Origin of the sequence: Lentzea terrae, assembly GCF_003265345.1 — a bacterium.
GTDB classification, from domain to species: Bacteria; Actinomycetota; Actinomycetes; order Mycobacteriales; family Pseudonocardiaceae; genus Lentzea; species Lentzea terrae.
Genome location: NZ_QFWW01000020.1, coordinates 342,847 through 358,980, shown reverse-complemented (window position 1 = coordinate 358,980; position 16,134 = coordinate 342,847). Strand labels below are relative to the sequence as shown.

The window sequence follows — 16,134 nt, the reverse complement described above, 5'->3', positions numbered from 1 at the left end:
CTTCCATGGCAACGCAACCACGCGTTGTGCTCATCGGAGCAGGCATCGTCGGGTGCGCGCTGGCCGACGAGCTGACCGCGCGCGGGTGGACCGACGTCACCGTGCTCGAGCAGGGACCGCTGTTCGCCACGGGCGGGTCGAGCTCGCACGCGCCGGGCCTGGTCTTCCAGACCACCGGCTGCAAGACCATGACCTCGTTCGCCAAGTACACCGTCGAGAAGTACACAGCGCTGACGCTGGACGACAAGTGGTGCTTCCAGCAACTCGGCGGCCTCGAGGTCGCGACGACCCCGGAGCGCTGGACGGACCTCAAGCGCCGGCACGGCTGGGCGACGTCGTGGGGCGTCGAGGCCTTCCTGCGCGACCCGGACGAGTGCGCGGAGCTGCACCCGTTGCTCGACCCGGCCAAGATTCTCGGCGGTTTCCACATCCCGACCGACGGCCTCGCCAAGCCGTTGCGCGCGGCCGAGGCGCAGGCCCGCCGGGCGATGGACCGGGGCGCGAAGTTCCTGGCACACCACAAGGTCACCGGCATCGGCCGCAGCGGCCGCCGGGTGAAGGCCGTCATCACCGAGCACGACACGTTCGCCGCCGACATCGTCGTGTCGTGCGTCGGCATGTGGGGGCCGCGGATCGGGCGGATGGTCGACCTCGACATCCCGCTGGTCCCGATGGCGCACCAGTACGCGAAGACGACGCCGCTCAAGGTGCTGCAGGGCGTCAACACCGAGCTCAACGAGATGTCCAAGCCGTTGCTGCGGCACCAGGACGCCGACCTCTACTTCCGCGAGCACGTCGACCGCGTCGGCATCGGCGCGTACGGGCACCGGCCGATGCCGATCTCGGCGGACGAGATCCTGGACTACGACGTGGCGCCGACCATGCCGTCGGAGATCGCCTTCACCCCGGAGGACTTCGAAACGTCCTGGGACGCCGCCGTCGACCTGCTGCCGGTGCTCGGCGACTCGAAGGTCGAGGAGGGCGTCAACGGCCTGTTCTCCTTCACCCCGGACGGAAATCCGCTGCTCGGCGAACATCCGGGGCTGGACGGGTTCTGGGTGGCGGAAGCCGTGTGGATCACGCATTCTGCGGGTGTGGCCAAGGCGATGGCCGAGTGGCTGGTGGACGGCCAGCCGAACATCGACCTGCACGGGTGCGACCTCAACCGGTTCGAGGACGTGCAGCGCTCGCCCGGCTACGTGCACGAGCGCAGCTGCCAGAGCTTCGTCGAGGTTTACGACATCCTGCACCCGCTGCAGCCCGCCGAACGGCCGCGGCCGTTGCGCACCAGCCCGTTCTACGAGCGCCAGCAGGAGCTCGGCGCGGTGTTCCTCGAAGCCTCCGGCTGGGAACGGCCGCACTGGTACGAGGCCAACGCCAACCTGCCCGAGGTGGCGGAGATCCCGGAGCGCAACGAGTGGGCGTCCCGGTTCTGGTCGCCGATCGCGGGCGCCGAGGCACTGGTCGCGCGCAAGCGGGTCGCCATGTTCGACATGACCCCGTTGAAGCGGCTGGAGGTCAGTGGCCCGGAGGCGCTGACGTTCCTGCAGACCATGACCACCAACCAGCTCGACCGCAAGCCCGGTGCCGTCGTCTACACGTTGCTGCTCAACGAGGACGGGGGAGTGCGCAGCGACCTCACCATCGCCCGGCTCGGGGAGAACCGCTTCCAGGTCGGCGCGAACGGCCCGCTCGACCTCGACTGGCTGCGCAGACACCTGCCACCCAACGGCGGCGTGCACATCGCCGACATCACGCCCGGCACGTGCTGCATCGGCCTGTGGGGTCCGGAAGCGCGAAACCTGCTGCAGCCGTTGACTCGCGAGGACTTCTCGCACGAGGCCATGGGCTACTTCAAGGCGAAGCAGGCGTTCATCGGCGACGTGCCGGTGACCGCGATGCGCCTGTCGTACGTCGGTGAGCTGGGCTGGGAGCTCTACACCACGGCGGACATGGGCCGACGGCTGTGGGACACGCTGTGGGAGGCCGGTCAGCAGCACGGTGTCATCGCTGCCGGCCGCAGCGCGTTCACCAGCATGCGGCTGGAGAAGGGTTACCGCTCGTGGGGCGCGGACGTGACCACCGAGCACGACCCGTTCGAGGCCGGCCTGGACTTCGCGGTCCGGATGAACAAGGGCTACTTCCACGGCCGCAAGGCGCTGGAGGGTCGTTCCGAGGTTACGCGCAAACTGACCTGCCTGACGATCGACGACGACTACCAGGTCGTCCTGGGTTCCGAACCGGTGTTCTTCGGTGGCAACACGGTCGGCTACGTCACGAGCGCGGCGCGTGGTTACTCGATCGGCAAGAACATCGCCTACGCCTGGCTGCCCGCCGAGGTCGCGGTCGAGGGAACGTCAGTCGAGATCGAGTACTTCGGGCAACGCGTCCAGGCCGTCGTGGCCGCGGAACCGTTGTTCGACCCCGAAATGAAGCGAATCCGCTCATGAACCACGACGTGATCGTGATCGGGCTCGGCGACCTCGGCGGAGCTGCGGCACAGCGGCTCGCCCTCAGGGGCATGCGGGTGCTCGGCCTGGACGGCCGGTCTCGCGACGAGCTGCCCGAGGCGGACGAGGCCCTGGCCGCAGGTGCCGACCTGCACTTCGAGGAACGGGTGATCGACTGGTTCACGGAGCCGTCCGGCGCCCGTGTGCTGACCCCGTCGAGCACCTACGCCGCTCCGATGCTCGTCATCTGTGACGGCACGGACGCGCGAACCCTGCTTCTCTGACGACTTTCACCACCACGGAGTGACCATGACTGCGACTGAGCTCCCGTCCAGCCTGATCCCCACGTTGCCCGGCAACACCTACACCGACCCGACGATCTTCGAACTCGAGCAGGAGAACATCTTCGAAAAGATGTGGTTCTGCGCGGTTCGCAGCGCCGATCTGCCGGACGCGGGCAACTTCAGAACCGTCCAGATCGGACGCGAGAGCGTGCTCGTCACGCGTTCCCGCGACGGTTCTCTGCGCGCGTTCCTCAACATCTGCCGGCACCGCGGCGCCAAGCTGTGCGTCGAGGAGACCGGCACGGTCAAGCGCAACTTCCAGTGCCCGTACCACGCCTGGACCTACGGGCTGGACGGCAAGCTGGTCGCGGCGCCGAACCTGACCTCGATGCCGGACATCGACCGCGTCGAGTACGGCCTGAAGACCGTGCACCTGCGCGAGTGGCTCGGTTACGCGTGGCTGTCGCTGGCCGACGAACCGGCGTCGTTCGAGGAGACCGTCCAGCAGGACGTGCGGGAGCGGCTCGGCAACCTCGACGCGATCGGCAACTACCAGGTCAGTGAACTGGAGCTGGGCCGGCGGATCACCTACGACGTCAAGGCCAACTGGAAGCTCATCATCGAGAACTTCATGGAGTGCTACCACTGCGCGACCATCCACCCGGAGCTCACCGAGGTCCTGCCGGAGTTCGCGGACGGGTACGCGGCGCAGTACTACGTCGGACACGGCGCGGTGTTCGGTGAGGAGATCAAGGGCTTCACCATCGACGGCAGCGAGGGCTTCGACACGCTGTCCGGAGTGGACTCCGACCAGGAGCGCCGCTACTACGCGATCACGGTGCGGCCGCAGGTGTTCATCAACCTCGTGCCCGACCACGTGATCATCCACCGGATGTTCCCGATGGCCCCTGACCGCACGATCGTCGAGTGCGACTGGCTCTACGCCAAGGACGTCGTCGCGACGGGCAAGGACGTTTCCCGGTCGGTCGAGCTCTTCCACCGGGTGAACGAGCAGGATTTCGAAGCATGTGAACGGTGCCAGCCCGCGATGTCGTCGAGGGCTTACGCGCAAGGGGGTGTGCTGGTTCCCTCCGAGCACCACATCGGAGAGTTCCACCGCTGGGTTCAGGAAGTCACGTCAACCAAGGGGTGGTAACAGCCATGCCCGAACAGAAGTTCCTTCCCACCACGAGAACACACACCGACAAAGTGGTGTTCACCCTGTCCGCGGTCGTCGCCGGGGCGTTCCTCGCCTGGGGCATCCTCGGCACCGCGAGCCTCGGCAGCGTGTCGACCGCCGTCCTGGGCTGGGTCATCCGCAACGCCGGCTGGGCGTTCCTCACCGCCGCGACCGGGTTCGTGATCTTCGCCGTGTGGCTGGCGTTCAGCCGCTACGGCCGGATCCCGCTCGGCCACGACGGCGAACGGCCGGAGTTCCGCACGGTCTCCTGGGTCGCGATGATGTTCAGCGCCGGCATGGGCATCGGCCTGATGTTCTACGGCGTCGCGGAACCGTTGTCGCACTTCGTGAAGCCACCACCGGGCACGGTGCAGGGCGGCACGGACGCGGCGGTCGAGACCGCGATGGCGACCTCGTTGTTCCACTGGGCGATCCACCCGTGGTCGATCTACGCGGTCGTGGGTCTGGCGATCGCGTACGGCACGTTCCGCCGCGGCCGCAAGCAGCTGATCAGTGCCGCGTTCGCGCCGCTGTTCGGTGACCGCGTGTCCGAGGGCCCGCTCGGCCGGTTGATCGACATCCTGGCGATCTTCGCGACCCTGTTCGGGTCGGCGGCCTCGCTCGGCCTCGGCGCGCTGCAGATCGGCAGCGGGTTGAAGGCGGGCGGGTTCGTCGCCGAGAACCCCGGTGTCGGCGTGCTGATCGGCATCATCGCCGTGCTGACCGTCGCGTTCGTGGCGTCGGCCGTGTCCGGTGTGGCCAAGGGCATCCAGTGGCTGTCGAACATCAACATGGTGCTGGCGACCGTGCTGGCAGTGTTCCTGTTCGTGGTCGGGCCGACAGTGCTGATCCTCAACCTGGTGCCCGCGGCGATCGGCGACTACTTCCGCGACATGGGCGAGATGATCTCCCGGTCCGGTGCGTCCGGCGGCGAGGCCATGGAGACCTGGCTGTCCGGGTGGACGATCTTCTACTGGGCCTGGTGGATCTCGTGGACCCCGTTCGTCGGCATGTTCATCGCCCGCATCAGCCGCGGCCGGACGATCAAGCAGTTCGTCAGCGGCGTGATCCTGGTGCCGTCGGTGGTGAGTTTGATCTGGTTCACGATCATGGGCGGTACCGCGATCACGTTGCAGCGCTCCGGTACTGACCTGGCCGGTGCGGCGAACCCGGAGTCGCAGCTGTTCGGTGTGCTCGAGCAGTTCCCGCTGGCGTCCGTCGCCGGGGTGATCGTGATGGTGCTCGTGGGCATCTTCTTCGTCTCCGGTGCCGACGCGGCTTCGCTGGTGATGGGCACGTTGTCGCAGCGCGGTGCCATCGAACCGCATCGCCGGTTGGTGGTGTTCTGGGGTGTGGCAACGGGTGGCGTGGCCGCGGTCATGCTGCTGGTCGGTGGTGGCGGCGCGACCGCGTTGACCGGCCTGCAGAACCTCACGATCATCGCGGCGGCACCGTTCGCGGTCGTCATGGTCGTGCTGTGCGTGGCGCTGGCCAAGGACCTGCGCAGCGACCCGATGGTGCTGCGGGAGAAGCACGCCGTGGAGATCGTCGAGCAGGCCGTGGTGGCGGGCAACGAGGAGTTCGACGGCGACTTCTGCCTGCAGGTGGCGCCGACGCCGGCCAAGACCACGAGCAACGGGCACGGCAAGGTCGTGGAGCCGGTGGTGCTGGAGGAGAAGACCTGATGGGTCGCCGCGCTCCCGAGCGGGACGTCGACGAGAACGACCTGGAGGTGGGTGCGCCCGGCCGTTCGGCGGCCGGGGTCACCGGGGTCCTCGTCTCGCTCGGCCGCAGCTGGGAGCAGATGGGCGTGGTCCGCTCCGTGCGGACCCTGCCCCTGCTCAACCAGCACAACGGGTTCGACTGCCCCGGCTGCGCGTGGCCCGATCCGCAGGGCCACCGCAAGCTCGCGGAGTTCTGCGAGAACGGTGCGAAAGCCGTTGCGGAAGAGGCCACCACGCGGCGGATCGGACCGGAGTTCTTCGCTCAGCACTCGTTGTCCTCGCTGGAGGAGAAGACCGACTACTGGCTCGGTCAGCAGGGCAGGCTGACCGAGCCGATGGTCCGGCTGCCCGGCGACGACCACTACCGGCCGATCAGCTGGGACGACGCGTTCAACCTGATTGCTGCTGAGTTGAGTGCGTTGCCCAGCCCGGATGCGGCTGCGTTCTACACCTCGGGCCGGACCAGCAACGAGGCCGCGTTCCTCTACCAGTTGCTGGTGCGTTCGTTCGGCACCAACAACCTGCCGGACTGCTCGAACATGTGCCACGAGTCGTCCGGCTCGGCACTCGTCGAGACGATCGGCATCGGCAAGGGTTCGGTGTCGCTGGACGATCTGGAGCACGCGGACCTGGTGCTCGTGATCGGGCAGAACCCCGGCACGAACCACCCGCGCATGCTGGCGTCGCTGGAGACGGTCAAGCAACGCGGCGGGAAGATCATCGCGGTGAACCCGTTGCCGGAAGCGGGGTTGCTGAAGTTCAAGAACCCGCAGAACGTCCGGGGCGTGCTCGGCGACGGCACGGCGTTGGCCGACGAGTTCGCGCAGATCCGGCTCGGTGGCGATCTCGCGCTGTTCAAGGCGATCTCGGGGTTGTTGCTGAAGGCCGATGCGGTCGACCACGAGTTCGTGGCCCGGTACACGCACGGGTTCGCCGAGTTCGCCGCGCAGGACATCGACTGGGAGCTCACTGAACGCGCTTCCGGATTGCCGCGGGAGCAGATCGAGCGGATCGCGGACATGATCGGCTCGGCCGAGCGCGTGGTGGCGTGCTGGGCGATGGGGCTCACGCAGCACAAGCAGGCGGTGCCGACCATCCGCGAGGTGGTCAACGTGCTGCTGATGCGCGGGATGATCGGCAAGCCGGGCGCCGGGGTGTGCCCGGTTCGCGGCCACTCCAACGTCCAGGGCGACCGCACGATGGGCATCTGGGAGAAGATGCCCGAGTCGTTCCTCGCCGCGCTGGAGCAGGAGTTCGGCGTGCCGGTGCCGCGCTGGCACGGCTTCGACGTCGTCGAGGCGTTGCACGGGATGCACGAGGGGACTGTCCGTGCTCTGGTGGCGGTGGGCGGCAACTTCGCTTCTGCCACACCGGACACCGAGGCGACCGAACGTGCTCTGCGCGGTCTTGCCCTGACCGTGCAGGTGTCGACGAAGCTCAACCGGTCGCACGTGGTCGCGGGCCGGACGGCGTTGATCCTGCCGACGCTGGGCCGCACCGAACGTGATGTGCAGGCGGCGGGGGAGCAGTTCGTCAGCGTCGAGGACTCGATGTCAGTTGTGCACTCCTCGCGCGGACGGCTCAAGCCCGCGTCGCCACACCTGTTGTCCGAGGTGGCGATCGTGTGCCGGCTCGCTTCGGCGTTGCTGGGCAACGACCACCCGGTGCCGTGGGCGAGCTTCGAGCAGAACTACGACCTCGTGCGCGACCGCATCGCGCGGGTCGTGCCCGGTTGCCACGACTACAACCGGCGGGTCCGCGAGCCGGACGGGTTCGTGCTGCCGCATCCGCCGCGCGACAGCCTTGAGTTCCAGACGCGGACGGGGAAAGCGAACTTCACCGTCAACACCGTCGAGCTGATCGAGGTGCCGCCCGGCAGGTTGCTGCTGCAGACCCTGCGCAGCCACGACCAGTACAACACGACGATCTACGGACTGTCCGACCGTTATCGCGGCATCGAGAACGCCCGTCGCGTGGTTCTCGTGCACCAGCAGGACATCGAGGACGCGGGGTTCGCCGACGGCGACCTGGTGGACATCGTGTCCGAGTTCGACGGCGAGGAGCGCTGGGCACGCGGGTTCCGCGTGGTCGCCTTCCCGACGCCGCGCGGCTGTGCGGCGGCCTACTACCCGGAGGCGAACGCGTTGGTGCCGCTGCGATCCGTGGCCGACGGCTCGAACACCCCGGTCTCGAAGGCCGTGGTCATCCGGCTGGAACGGCCGTGAGCTCAGATGAGCGCGCGAATGGCGCGTTCGAACCCGATGACGTGCTGGGCCGCGAGCTCGCCGGCCTTCTTGGCATCACCCTCGATGATCGCGGTGAGCAGCGGGACGTGCTCGTCGACGTGACCGGCCATTCCGGACAGTCGCGGCAGGAACACGCACCAGATGCGGGTGGCGAGGTTGTCGTAGGAGACCAGGGTGTCTTCGAGGAACGGGTTGTGCACGCACCGGTAGATCGCGCGGTGCACACCGACGTCGGCGCGGAGGAGTTCCGTGTTGTCTCCCGACGGCGCCGTCGTGTCGAGTTTCGAGCGCAGTTCGGTCAGCGCGGCGCGGTCTTCTGCTGTGGCCCGTTCGGCGGCGGCGGAGGCGGCGAGCGGTTCCAGCGTCCTGCGCACCTCGGAGATGTGGGAGAGGTCGGAGATGTTCACGTCGGTGGCGAACGTGCCGCGGCGCGGGTAGGCGACGACGAGCCGTTCCTGCTCCAGGCGCTTCAACGCCTCGCGGATCGGGGTGCGGCCGACGCTGAACTCGGTGCGCAGCCGGTCCTCGTTGATGGGTTCACCCGGCTTGATCTCCAGCATCACCAGGCGATCGCGCAGCAGCAGGTAGGCCAGGTCAGTGAGTGACCCACCGGAAGGCTCGACGTTGACGTTCATGTGACCTACTGTACTATGCAAACTGATATACCAGTAGTCGACCAGTCGATCCCGCTGGAGGCGTCGCGGATGACCAGCCCGGCCCAACCACCTGGGGCACACCTGCCCGAGCACCCGGACTTCCTGTGGGAGAACCCGGAACCGAAGGCCTCCTACGACGTCGTGATCGTCGGCGGCGGAGGGCACGGCCTCGCCACCGCCTACTACCTCGCCAAGGTCCACGGCATCACGAACGTCGCGGTGCTGGAGAAGGGGTGGCTGGCCGGCGGCAACATGGCCCGCAACACCACGATCATCCGGTCCAACTACCTGTGGGACGAGAGCTCCGGCATCTACGAGCACTCGCTGAAGCTCTGGGAGGGCCTGGAGGACGACCTCGGCTACCCGATCCTGTTCGACCAGCGCGGCGTGCTGAACCTCGCGCACAGCCTGCAGGACGTGCGGGACAGCATCCGGCGGGTCAACGCCAACCGGCTCAACGGGATCGACGCGGAGTGGGTGGATCCGGCCGGGGTCAAGGAGATCTGCCCGATCGTCAACGTCTCGCAGGACGTCCGCTACCCCGTGCTGGGCGCGACGTACCAGCCGCGTGCGGGCATCGCGAAGCACGACTACGTGGCGTGGGGCTACGCACGGGCCGCGCACGCGATGGGCGTCGACCTGATCCAGAACTGCGAGGTGACCGGGCTGGAGACCGCTGGTGGCCGGATCACCGCGGTCGAGACTTCGCGCGGCCGGATCGCTGCTGGTCGCGTTGCCCTGTGCGCCGCCGGGCACAGCTCGGTGCTCGCCGCGATGGTCGGCCTGCGGCTGCCGCTCGCCTCGCACCCGTTGCAGGCGCTGGTCTCCGAGCTGCTCGAGCCCGTGCACCCGACCGTCGTGATGTCGAACGCCGTGCACGTGTATGTCTCCCAGGCGCACAAGGGAGAGCTGGTGATGGGCGCGGGCATCGACAGCTACAACGGGTACGGCCAGCGCGGTTCGTTCCACATCATCGAGCAGCAGATGTCGGCGGCGCTGGAGCTGTTCCCGGTCTTCGCTCGCGCCCATCTGCTGCGGACGTGGGCCGGCATCGTGGACGTCTCGCCGGACGCCTCGCCGATCGTCGGTCTCACCCCGGTCGGCGGGCTGTACCTGAACTGCGGCTGGGGGACCGGCGGGTTCAAGGCCACGCCCGGTGTCGGCGACTGCTTCGCGCACACCATCGCGCACGACAAGCCGCACCAGTACAACGAGCCGTTCACCCTCGAGCGCTTCACCACCGGCGCCCTCGTCGACGAGCACGGCGCCGCCGCCGTGGCCCACTAGTAGGAGCTGACGATGCAACTCATCCCGTGTCCGTGGTGCGGGCCGCGCGAGGAAGCGGAGTTCCACTACGGCGGCCAGGCCCACGTCGCGTACCCGGACGACCCGTCCGCGCTGAGCGACGAGGAATGGGCGCAGTACGTGTTCTTCCGGGACAACCCGAGCGGCCCGTTCGCCGAGCGCTGGAGCCACAACGCCGGGTGCCGGCGGTGGTTCAACGCCGTGCGCGACACCCGCTCCCACGACCTGCTGGCCGTCTACCGCGTGGGCGAGCCGATGCCCGAGGTGACCGCATGAACTACCGCACTCCTACCGGTGGCGCGATCGACCGCAACACCGTGCTGCGCTTCACCTTCAACGGCCAGTCCTACACCGGCCACCCCGGCGACACGCTGGCGTCGGCGCTGCTCGCCAACGGCGTCCACGAGGTCGGCAGCAGCGTGAAGCTGGGCCGGCCGCGCGGGATCGTCGCGGCGGGCTCCGAAGACCCGACGTCGCTGGTGCAGATCGAGGCGCCGTTCCCCGAGCCCATGCTGCTCGCGACGACCGTGGAGCTCTACGACGGTCTGGTGGCACGCGGGCTGGCCGGGCAGGGCCGGTTGGCGAACGAGCCTGATCCCGCGCGGTACGACGCCAAGCACGAGCACTGCGACGTGCTGGTCGTGGGGGCCGGCCCGGCTGGTCTGGTGGCGGCGCTGACCGCTGCTCGCAGTGGTGCGCGAGTGGTGCTGGTCGACGAGCAGAACCAGGCCGGCGGTGCGCTGCTGGGCGTGGACGAGTACCTCGACGACCGGCCGTCCGCCGAGTGGGTGGCCGACGTCGTCGCCGAGCTGAAGAGCACGCCGGGTGTGCTGGTGCTGGAGCGCACCACGGCGTTCGGCATGTACCAGGACGGGTTCGTGCTGGCGCTGCAGAAGCGCACCGACCACCTCGGGTTTGCCGCGCCTGCTTCGGTTGCGCGGCAGCGGGTCTGGCGGATCAGGACCAGGCAGACCGTGCTCGCCACCGGTGCCCACGAACGTCCGGTGGTGTTCGCCGACAACGACCGGCCCGGCATCATGCTGGCGTCGTCCGCCCGCACGTTCCGGCACCGCTACGGCGTGCTGCCCGGTTCGCGTGCGGTCGTGTTCACCACCAACGACAGCGCGTACTGCGCGGCGATCGACCTCGCCGAGTCCGGTGTGGACATTCCGCTGATCGTCGACGCCCGTGCTTCGGCACCTTCGCGGCTCGCCACCGAGTGCGCGGCCCGTGGCATCGAGGTGCGCGCCGGGCACGTGGTGACGGGCACCGAGGGGTCCGGGCGCGTGACCGACGTGCACGTCGCTCCGCTCGGTTCCGGGCACGCGGACACCGTCGTGTGCGACACGCTGCTGGTGTCGGGTGGCTGGAACCCGGTGGTGAGCCTGTTCAGCCAGGCCCGCGGCAAGCTGCGGTACGACTCCGAGCTCGGTGCGTTCGTGCCGGGCGAGGAGTTGGAGACCGTTCGCGTCGCGGGTTCGGCGACCGGTGAGCTGGACCTGACGGCGTGCGCGCGGCAAGGACGCAATGCCGGTGCCGCGGCCGCGATCGCCGCCGGGTTCACGCCGAGCGGCCAGGTTCCGCTGCCGACCTCGGACTCGCGGTGCACGGCACGGTCCGGCCTGGTGCTGTGGCGCGTTCCTGGTGCTGAGGACTCCAGTTTTGTCGACCTGCAACGGGATGCGACCGTCTCGGACGTGCTGCGGGCGACCGGTGCCGGGCTGCGCTCGTTGGAGCACATCAAGCGCTACACGACCATCGGCACGGCGCACGACCAGGGCAAGACGTCCGGCATGATCGCGGCGGGCATCGTCGCGGAGGCGTTGGGCGTCGAGCTCGCCGACCAGCGGCCGACGACGTTCCGCCCGCCCTACACGTCGGTGTCGTTCGCGGCGCTGGCCGGCCGTGACCGCGGCGAGCTGCACGACCCGGTGCGCGTGACGGCGATCCACCCGTGGCACGTCGAGCACGGAGCGCTGTTCGAGGACGTCGGCCAGTGGAAGCGGCCCTGGTACTACCCGCAGCCGGGGGAGGACCTGCACGCGGCCGTGCTGCGCGAGTGCCAGGCGACGCGGGAGAGCGTCGGCATGATGGACGGCTCGACGCTGGGCAAGATCGACCTGCAGGGCAGCGACGCCGGCAAGTTCCTGGACATGCTCTACACGAACATGATGAGCACGCTCAAGGTCGGCAAGATCCGCTACGGCGTCATGTGCGGCGTCGACGGCATGGTGATCGACGACGGCACCGTGATCCGGGTCGGCGAGGAGCGTTACCTGGTCACCACGACGACGGGCAACGCCGCGAAGATCCTCGACTGGATGGAGGAGTGGCTGCAGACGGAGTGGCCGCACCTCGACGTGCACTGCACCTCGGTGACCGAGCACTGGGCCACGATCCCGTTGGTGGGCCCGCGGTCCCGCGACGTGCTCGCCGCCGTGGCTCCTTCGCTGGACGTCAGCAACGAGGCGTTCGAGTTCATGACGTGGCACGACACCGAGGTGGCCGGCGTGCCCGCGCGGGTGTGCCGGATCAGCTTCTCCGGTGAGCTGGCCTACGAGATCAACGTGACCGCCTGGCACGGCCTCGCCGTGTGGGAGGCGCTCATGGCGGCGGGCGCCGTGTACGGGATCACGCCGTACGGCACCGAGACCATGCACGTGCTCCGGGCCGAGAAGGGCTATCCGATCATCGGCCAGGAGACCGACGCGACGGTCACCCCGCAGGACCTGGGCATGTCGTGGGCGGTGTCCAAGAAGAAGCCGGACTTCATCGGCAAGCGCTCGTTCGCCCGCGCGGAGAACAACCGCACGGACCGCAAACAGTTGGTCGGGCTTCTGCCCGTTGATCCGTCTGTCCTGCTGCCGGAGGGCTCGCAGATCGTCGAGACCGACCGGTTGCCGGAGCCGCCGGTCCGCATGCTCGGGCACGTCACCTCCAGCTACCCCAGCGCGGCTTTGGGACGCACGTTCGCGCTGGCGCTGGTGCGGTCTGGCCACGAGCGCATCGGCGAAACGCTCTATGTGCCCGTCGACGACTCACTGGTGCCGGTCACCGTCACCGATTCCGTGCTGTACGACAAGGAAGGAGCCCGTCGTGACGGCTGACCCGACCAGCCCGCTGGCGGCCTGGACCGACCGGCTGACCTTTGCCCCCGCGCTGATCGCTTCCGAACGGCCGTTCCTCTCGCAGCTCACCGTGCGCGTGTCGGACCCGGACGCGGTCGCGGCGCTCGGCTCGGCGCTCGGCGTGGTGTTCCCGTCGGTTCCCTGCACGTTCACCACCGGCAGTGGACCGTTCGGTGCTGTCGAGGTGCTGTGGCTGGGCCCGGACGAGTTCCTCGTCGTGGCGGCGCCCGATCTGCAGCTCCCGATCGAGGACGCGCTGCGCGCCGTGCCGTTCAAGGGCTCCGTCGTGGACACGTCGGCTCAGCGCACGACTCTCGTTCTGGAGGGTTCGCACGTCCGGGACGTGTTGGCGCACGGCTGTTCGGTCGACCTGCACCCGTCGTCGGCTCCCGTCGGCACCTGCGTGCAGACGCTGCTCGCGCGGACCGGGATCATCCTGCAGGTGACGGGCCCTGACCGGTTCACGATCCTGGTGCGTTCCTCGTTCGCCCAGTACCTCGCGGCTTGGCTGAGCGACGCGTGCGTCGAATACGGGGCGGTGCCGTGAGCCTGAGCGTGTTCGACCTGTTCAAGGTCGGCATCGGGCCGTCCAGCTCGCACACGGTCGGCCCGATGCGCGCGGCCAAGTCCTTCGTGGACTCCCTTGAGGTGGCGCGCGTCTGGTCCGTGCGAGTCGAGCTGTTCGGCTCGCTGGGCGCCACCGGCCACGGGCACGGCAGCGTGAAGGCTGTCGTGCTCGGTCTCTCCGGACACGCCCCGGACACCGTCGACCCGGTCCTCGCCGAGCCCGTGGTCACCGCCGTCGTGGAGACCGGCAAGCTGGAACTGGCCGGCCACGTGATCGAGTTCTCCGCCGCCGACGACGTGGTGCTGCACCGCAACAAGCGACTCTCCTTCCACAGCAACGGCATGGTTTTCCGCGCCTTCGACCGCTCCGGTGCCCTCGTCTCCGAGCGCACGTACTACTCGGTGGGCGGCGGTTTCGTCGTCGACGAGGACTCCGGCGCTCTGGTCGAGGACCAGACCCCGCTCCCGTTTCCGTTCTCCACCGGCGACGAGCTGCTGGCCCACACTCGTTCTTCCGGTCTTTCGATCAGCTCTCTCGTGCTGGCCAATGAACTGGCCTGGCGCTCCGAAGAGGAAGTCCGCTCCGGCCTGCTCGCGATCTGGGACGTCATGCGCCAGTGCGTCTCGCGCGGGTGTTCGACTCCTGGGGTGTTGCCGGGCGGTCTGAAGGTCCGGCGGCGCGCCTTGTCGTTGCACGAACAGCTGGTGGCGGCGGGCGAGACCTCGGATCCGTTGCGCGCCATGGAATGGGTCACACTGTTCGCTCTTGCCGTGAACGAGGAGAACGCGGCAGGCGGCCGCGTCGTGACGGCGCCGACCAACGGTGCGGCGGGAATCATCCCCGCGGTGCTGCACTACTACACGCGGTTCGTGCCCGGCGCGTCAGACGACGGGGTGGTGCGGTTCCTGCTGACCGCAGGCGCCGTCGGCATGTTGTTCAAGCAGAACGCTTCCATTTCGGGGGCCGAGGTCGGGTGCCAGGGCGAGGTCGGGTCGGCGTGCTCGATGGCCGCGGCAGGACTCGCCGAAGTGCTCGGCGGCACGCCAGAGCAGGTGGAGAACGCCGCCGAGATCGGCATCGAGCACAACCTGGGCCTGACCTGCGACCCGGTCGGCGGCCTGGTGCAGATTCCGTGCATCGAACGCAACGCCATCGCGTCCATCAAGGCGATCACCGCCGCCCGCATGTCCGTGCGCGGCGACGGCACGCACCACGTGTCGCTGGACAAGGCGATCAAGACGATGCGTGAGACCGGCGCGGACATGAAGGACAAGTACAAGGAGACCGCTCGCGGCGGGTTGGCCCTCAATGTCGTCGAGTGCTGAACGCCTGGGCGCCGGCGCGTCGGCGCCCGCTGTGTTGCGGGCGCTGGCACGGCGGGCTGAGCGCTCTGGGATCGCGCCGCCGGCGGCTCTGACCGGGTCGTGGTTCGGGTCGCGTGCGGTCTTGGCGCCGAGTTTGGGCGTCGGGCCGGTGGACGCACGGGTGGCGCTGTCGACCACGTGGCGGCAGTCAGGTCGGGAACCCCTTCAGGGAAAAGGGTTTGTGGGCGGAGGGTGGTTTCTCGGGATCCGCTACCCGGAAGTCCCCTCAGACACCCCAGCCATCCCGGATGTGCATGGTGCCCTCGACATCACCGGTGCCTGGGCCGACTCCGTTCTCCGCCTGGACGACCAGTCCTGCTGGTGGTTCGAAAGCCTGACCGGTCAGCCGTGCCCTCCAGACCTCCGCGACGCGGTCCGCTTCGGCGATGCCGCCCACCACTGGGCGATCGACTGGACCCCACCTGACCGCACCGCGCACCTGGCCGCGATCCGCGCCTGTCTCGCCGCGATCACCGCCGGCGAGGTCTACCAAACCTGTGTCTGCACGAGGTTCATCGGCGAGTTTCGCGGATCCCCGGTCGACCTGTTCGCGGACGGCATCGAGGCGACCACTCCAGAACGCGGCGCATTCCTCGGTGGCGTGGCCTCGTTCTCCCCAGAACTCTTCCTCTCCCGGCACGGCGACGAAGTCCGGTCCAGCCCGATCAAAGGCACACTGCCCCGGTCCGCGAACCCAGCTCTGTTGCTGCAGTCCGAGAAGGAGGTCGCCGAGAACATCATGATCGTCGACCTCGTGCGCAACGACCTCGGACGCGTCTGCCGGCCAGGCAGCGTCACCGTTCCCGAGCTGCTGCAGGTTCGTCCCGCACCAGGTGTCTGGCACCTGGTGTCCACTGTGTCCGGCCACACCGATGTCTCCGATCTGGACGTCGTAACCGCGATCTTCCCGCCGGGATCCGTTACCGGCGCACCGAAATCCTCTGCTTGTCGCTACATCCGCCAGTGGGAGAGCGCACCACGCGGCGCCTACTGCGGCGCTGTCGGCCTCGCATCTCCTGCGGGGCTGGAACTCAACGTGGCCATCCGCACGGTCGAAGTGACCGGAAGCCGAGCCGTGCTCGGCGTCGGCGGCGGCATCACGATCGACTCCGACCCCGAGGCGGAGTGGCAGGAGTGCCTGACGAAGGCACGCGCGGTGACGAGCCTTACGCCCAGCGCGAAAGTCCCGACTTTCGTTGGCTGAGTGCCACCTTCTCATGTAGTGTGAG

At 68.6% G+C, this 16,134-nt stretch carries 12 protein-coding genes; 11 read left to right on the top strand and 1 reads right to left on the bottom strand.

What is annotated here, in order from left to right; translation table 11 throughout:
• The first annotated feature begins 5 nt into the window (after window positions 1–5).
• The 5 genes from DI276_RS23600 to DI276_RS23580 are packed head-to-tail and all read left to right on the top strand — an operon-like array spanning window position 6 to window position 7,863.
• Window positions 6–2,450, top strand: a complete 2,445-nt coding sequence (locus DI276_RS23600; RefSeq protein WP_112266857.1) for a GcvT family protein — start codon at window positions 6–8, stop codon at window positions 2,448–2,450.
• Entirely contained in the window at window positions 2,447–2,734 is a 288-nt protein-coding gene (locus DI276_RS23595; RefSeq protein ID WP_112266855.1) for an N-methyl-L-tryptophan oxidase family protein, read from the top strand. Before DI276_RS23600 ends, DI276_RS23595 begins: the two co-directional genes overlap by 4 nt.
• 25 nt (window positions 2,735–2,759) lie before the next feature.
• Window positions 2,760–3,890 (top strand): aromatic ring-hydroxylating oxygenase subunit alpha, encoded by a 1,131-nt coding sequence (locus DI276_RS23590; RefSeq protein WP_112266853.1) that lies wholly within the window; start codon window positions 2,760–2,762, stop codon window positions 3,888–3,890.
• Window positions 3,891–3,895: 5 nt separating this feature from the next.
• Window positions 3,896–5,599: a BCCT family transporter gene (locus tag DI276_RS23585; protein WP_112266851.1), complete on the top strand. Its 1,704-nt coding sequence runs from the start codon at window positions 3,896–3,898 to the stop codon at window positions 5,597–5,599.
• Window positions 5,599–7,863, top strand: a complete 2,265-nt coding sequence (locus DI276_RS23580) for an FdhF/YdeP family oxidoreductase (protein ID WP_112266849.1) — start codon at window positions 5,599–5,601, stop codon at window positions 7,861–7,863. Before DI276_RS23585 ends, DI276_RS23580 begins: the two co-directional genes overlap by 1 nt.
• Before the next feature lie 2 nt (window positions 7,864–7,865).
• Here the strand turns inward: DI276_RS23580 and DI276_RS23575 are convergent, their stop codons facing one another.
• On the bottom strand, window positions 7,866–8,519 hold the full coding sequence (locus tag DI276_RS23575; protein ID WP_112266847.1) for a GntR family transcriptional regulator: 654 nt from the start codon (window positions 8,517–8,519) through the stop codon (window positions 7,866–7,868).
• 69 nt (window positions 8,520–8,588) lie between these two features.
• Here DI276_RS23575 and DI276_RS23570 point away from each other — a divergent pair, with 69 nt between their 5' ends.
• Genes DI276_RS23570 through DI276_RS23545 form a run of 6 tightly spaced genes read left to right on the top strand, consistent with a single transcriptional unit; the run spans window position 8,589 to window position 16,109 of the window.
• The gene (locus DI276_RS23570; protein WP_112266845.1) at window positions 8,589–9,827 is read left to right on the top strand and encodes a sarcosine oxidase subunit beta family protein; all 1,239 of its coding nucleotides are present in this window, start codon (window positions 8,589–8,591) and stop codon (window positions 9,825–9,827) included.
• A 12-nt stretch (window positions 9,828–9,839) separates the two neighbouring features.
• Complete coding sequence (locus tag DI276_RS23565; protein ID WP_112266843.1) at window positions 9,840–10,121, top strand: sarcosine oxidase subunit delta; 282 nt, start codon at window positions 9,840–9,842, stop codon at window positions 10,119–10,121.
• Window positions 10,118–12,952 carry a 2Fe-2S iron-sulfur cluster-binding protein gene (locus DI276_RS23560; protein ID WP_112266841.1) on the top strand — a complete coding sequence of 945 codons (2,835 nt, stop codon included), beginning with the start codon at window positions 10,118–10,120 and terminating at the stop codon, window positions 12,950–12,952. Before DI276_RS23565 ends, DI276_RS23560 begins: the two co-directional genes overlap by 4 nt.
• Window positions 12,942–13,520 carry a sarcosine oxidase subunit gamma gene (locus tag DI276_RS23555; RefSeq protein ID WP_112266839.1) on the top strand — a complete coding sequence of 193 codons (579 nt, stop codon included), beginning with the start codon at window positions 12,942–12,944 and terminating at the stop codon, window positions 13,518–13,520. Before DI276_RS23560 ends, DI276_RS23555 begins: the two co-directional genes overlap by 11 nt.
• The gene (locus DI276_RS23550) at window positions 13,517–14,866 is read left to right on the top strand and encodes an L-serine ammonia-lyase (RefSeq protein WP_112266837.1); all 1,350 of its coding nucleotides are present in this window, start codon (window positions 13,517–13,519) and stop codon (window positions 14,864–14,866) included. The genes DI276_RS23555 and DI276_RS23550 overlap by 4 nt, the downstream gene beginning before the upstream one ends.
• Window positions 14,850–16,109: an aminodeoxychorismate synthase component I gene (locus tag DI276_RS23545; protein ID WP_112266835.1), complete on the top strand. Its 1,260-nt coding sequence runs from the start codon at window positions 14,850–14,852 to the stop codon at window positions 16,107–16,109. The genes DI276_RS23550 and DI276_RS23545 overlap by 17 nt, the downstream gene beginning before the upstream one ends.
• Window positions 16,110–16,134 lie beyond the last annotated feature (25 nt).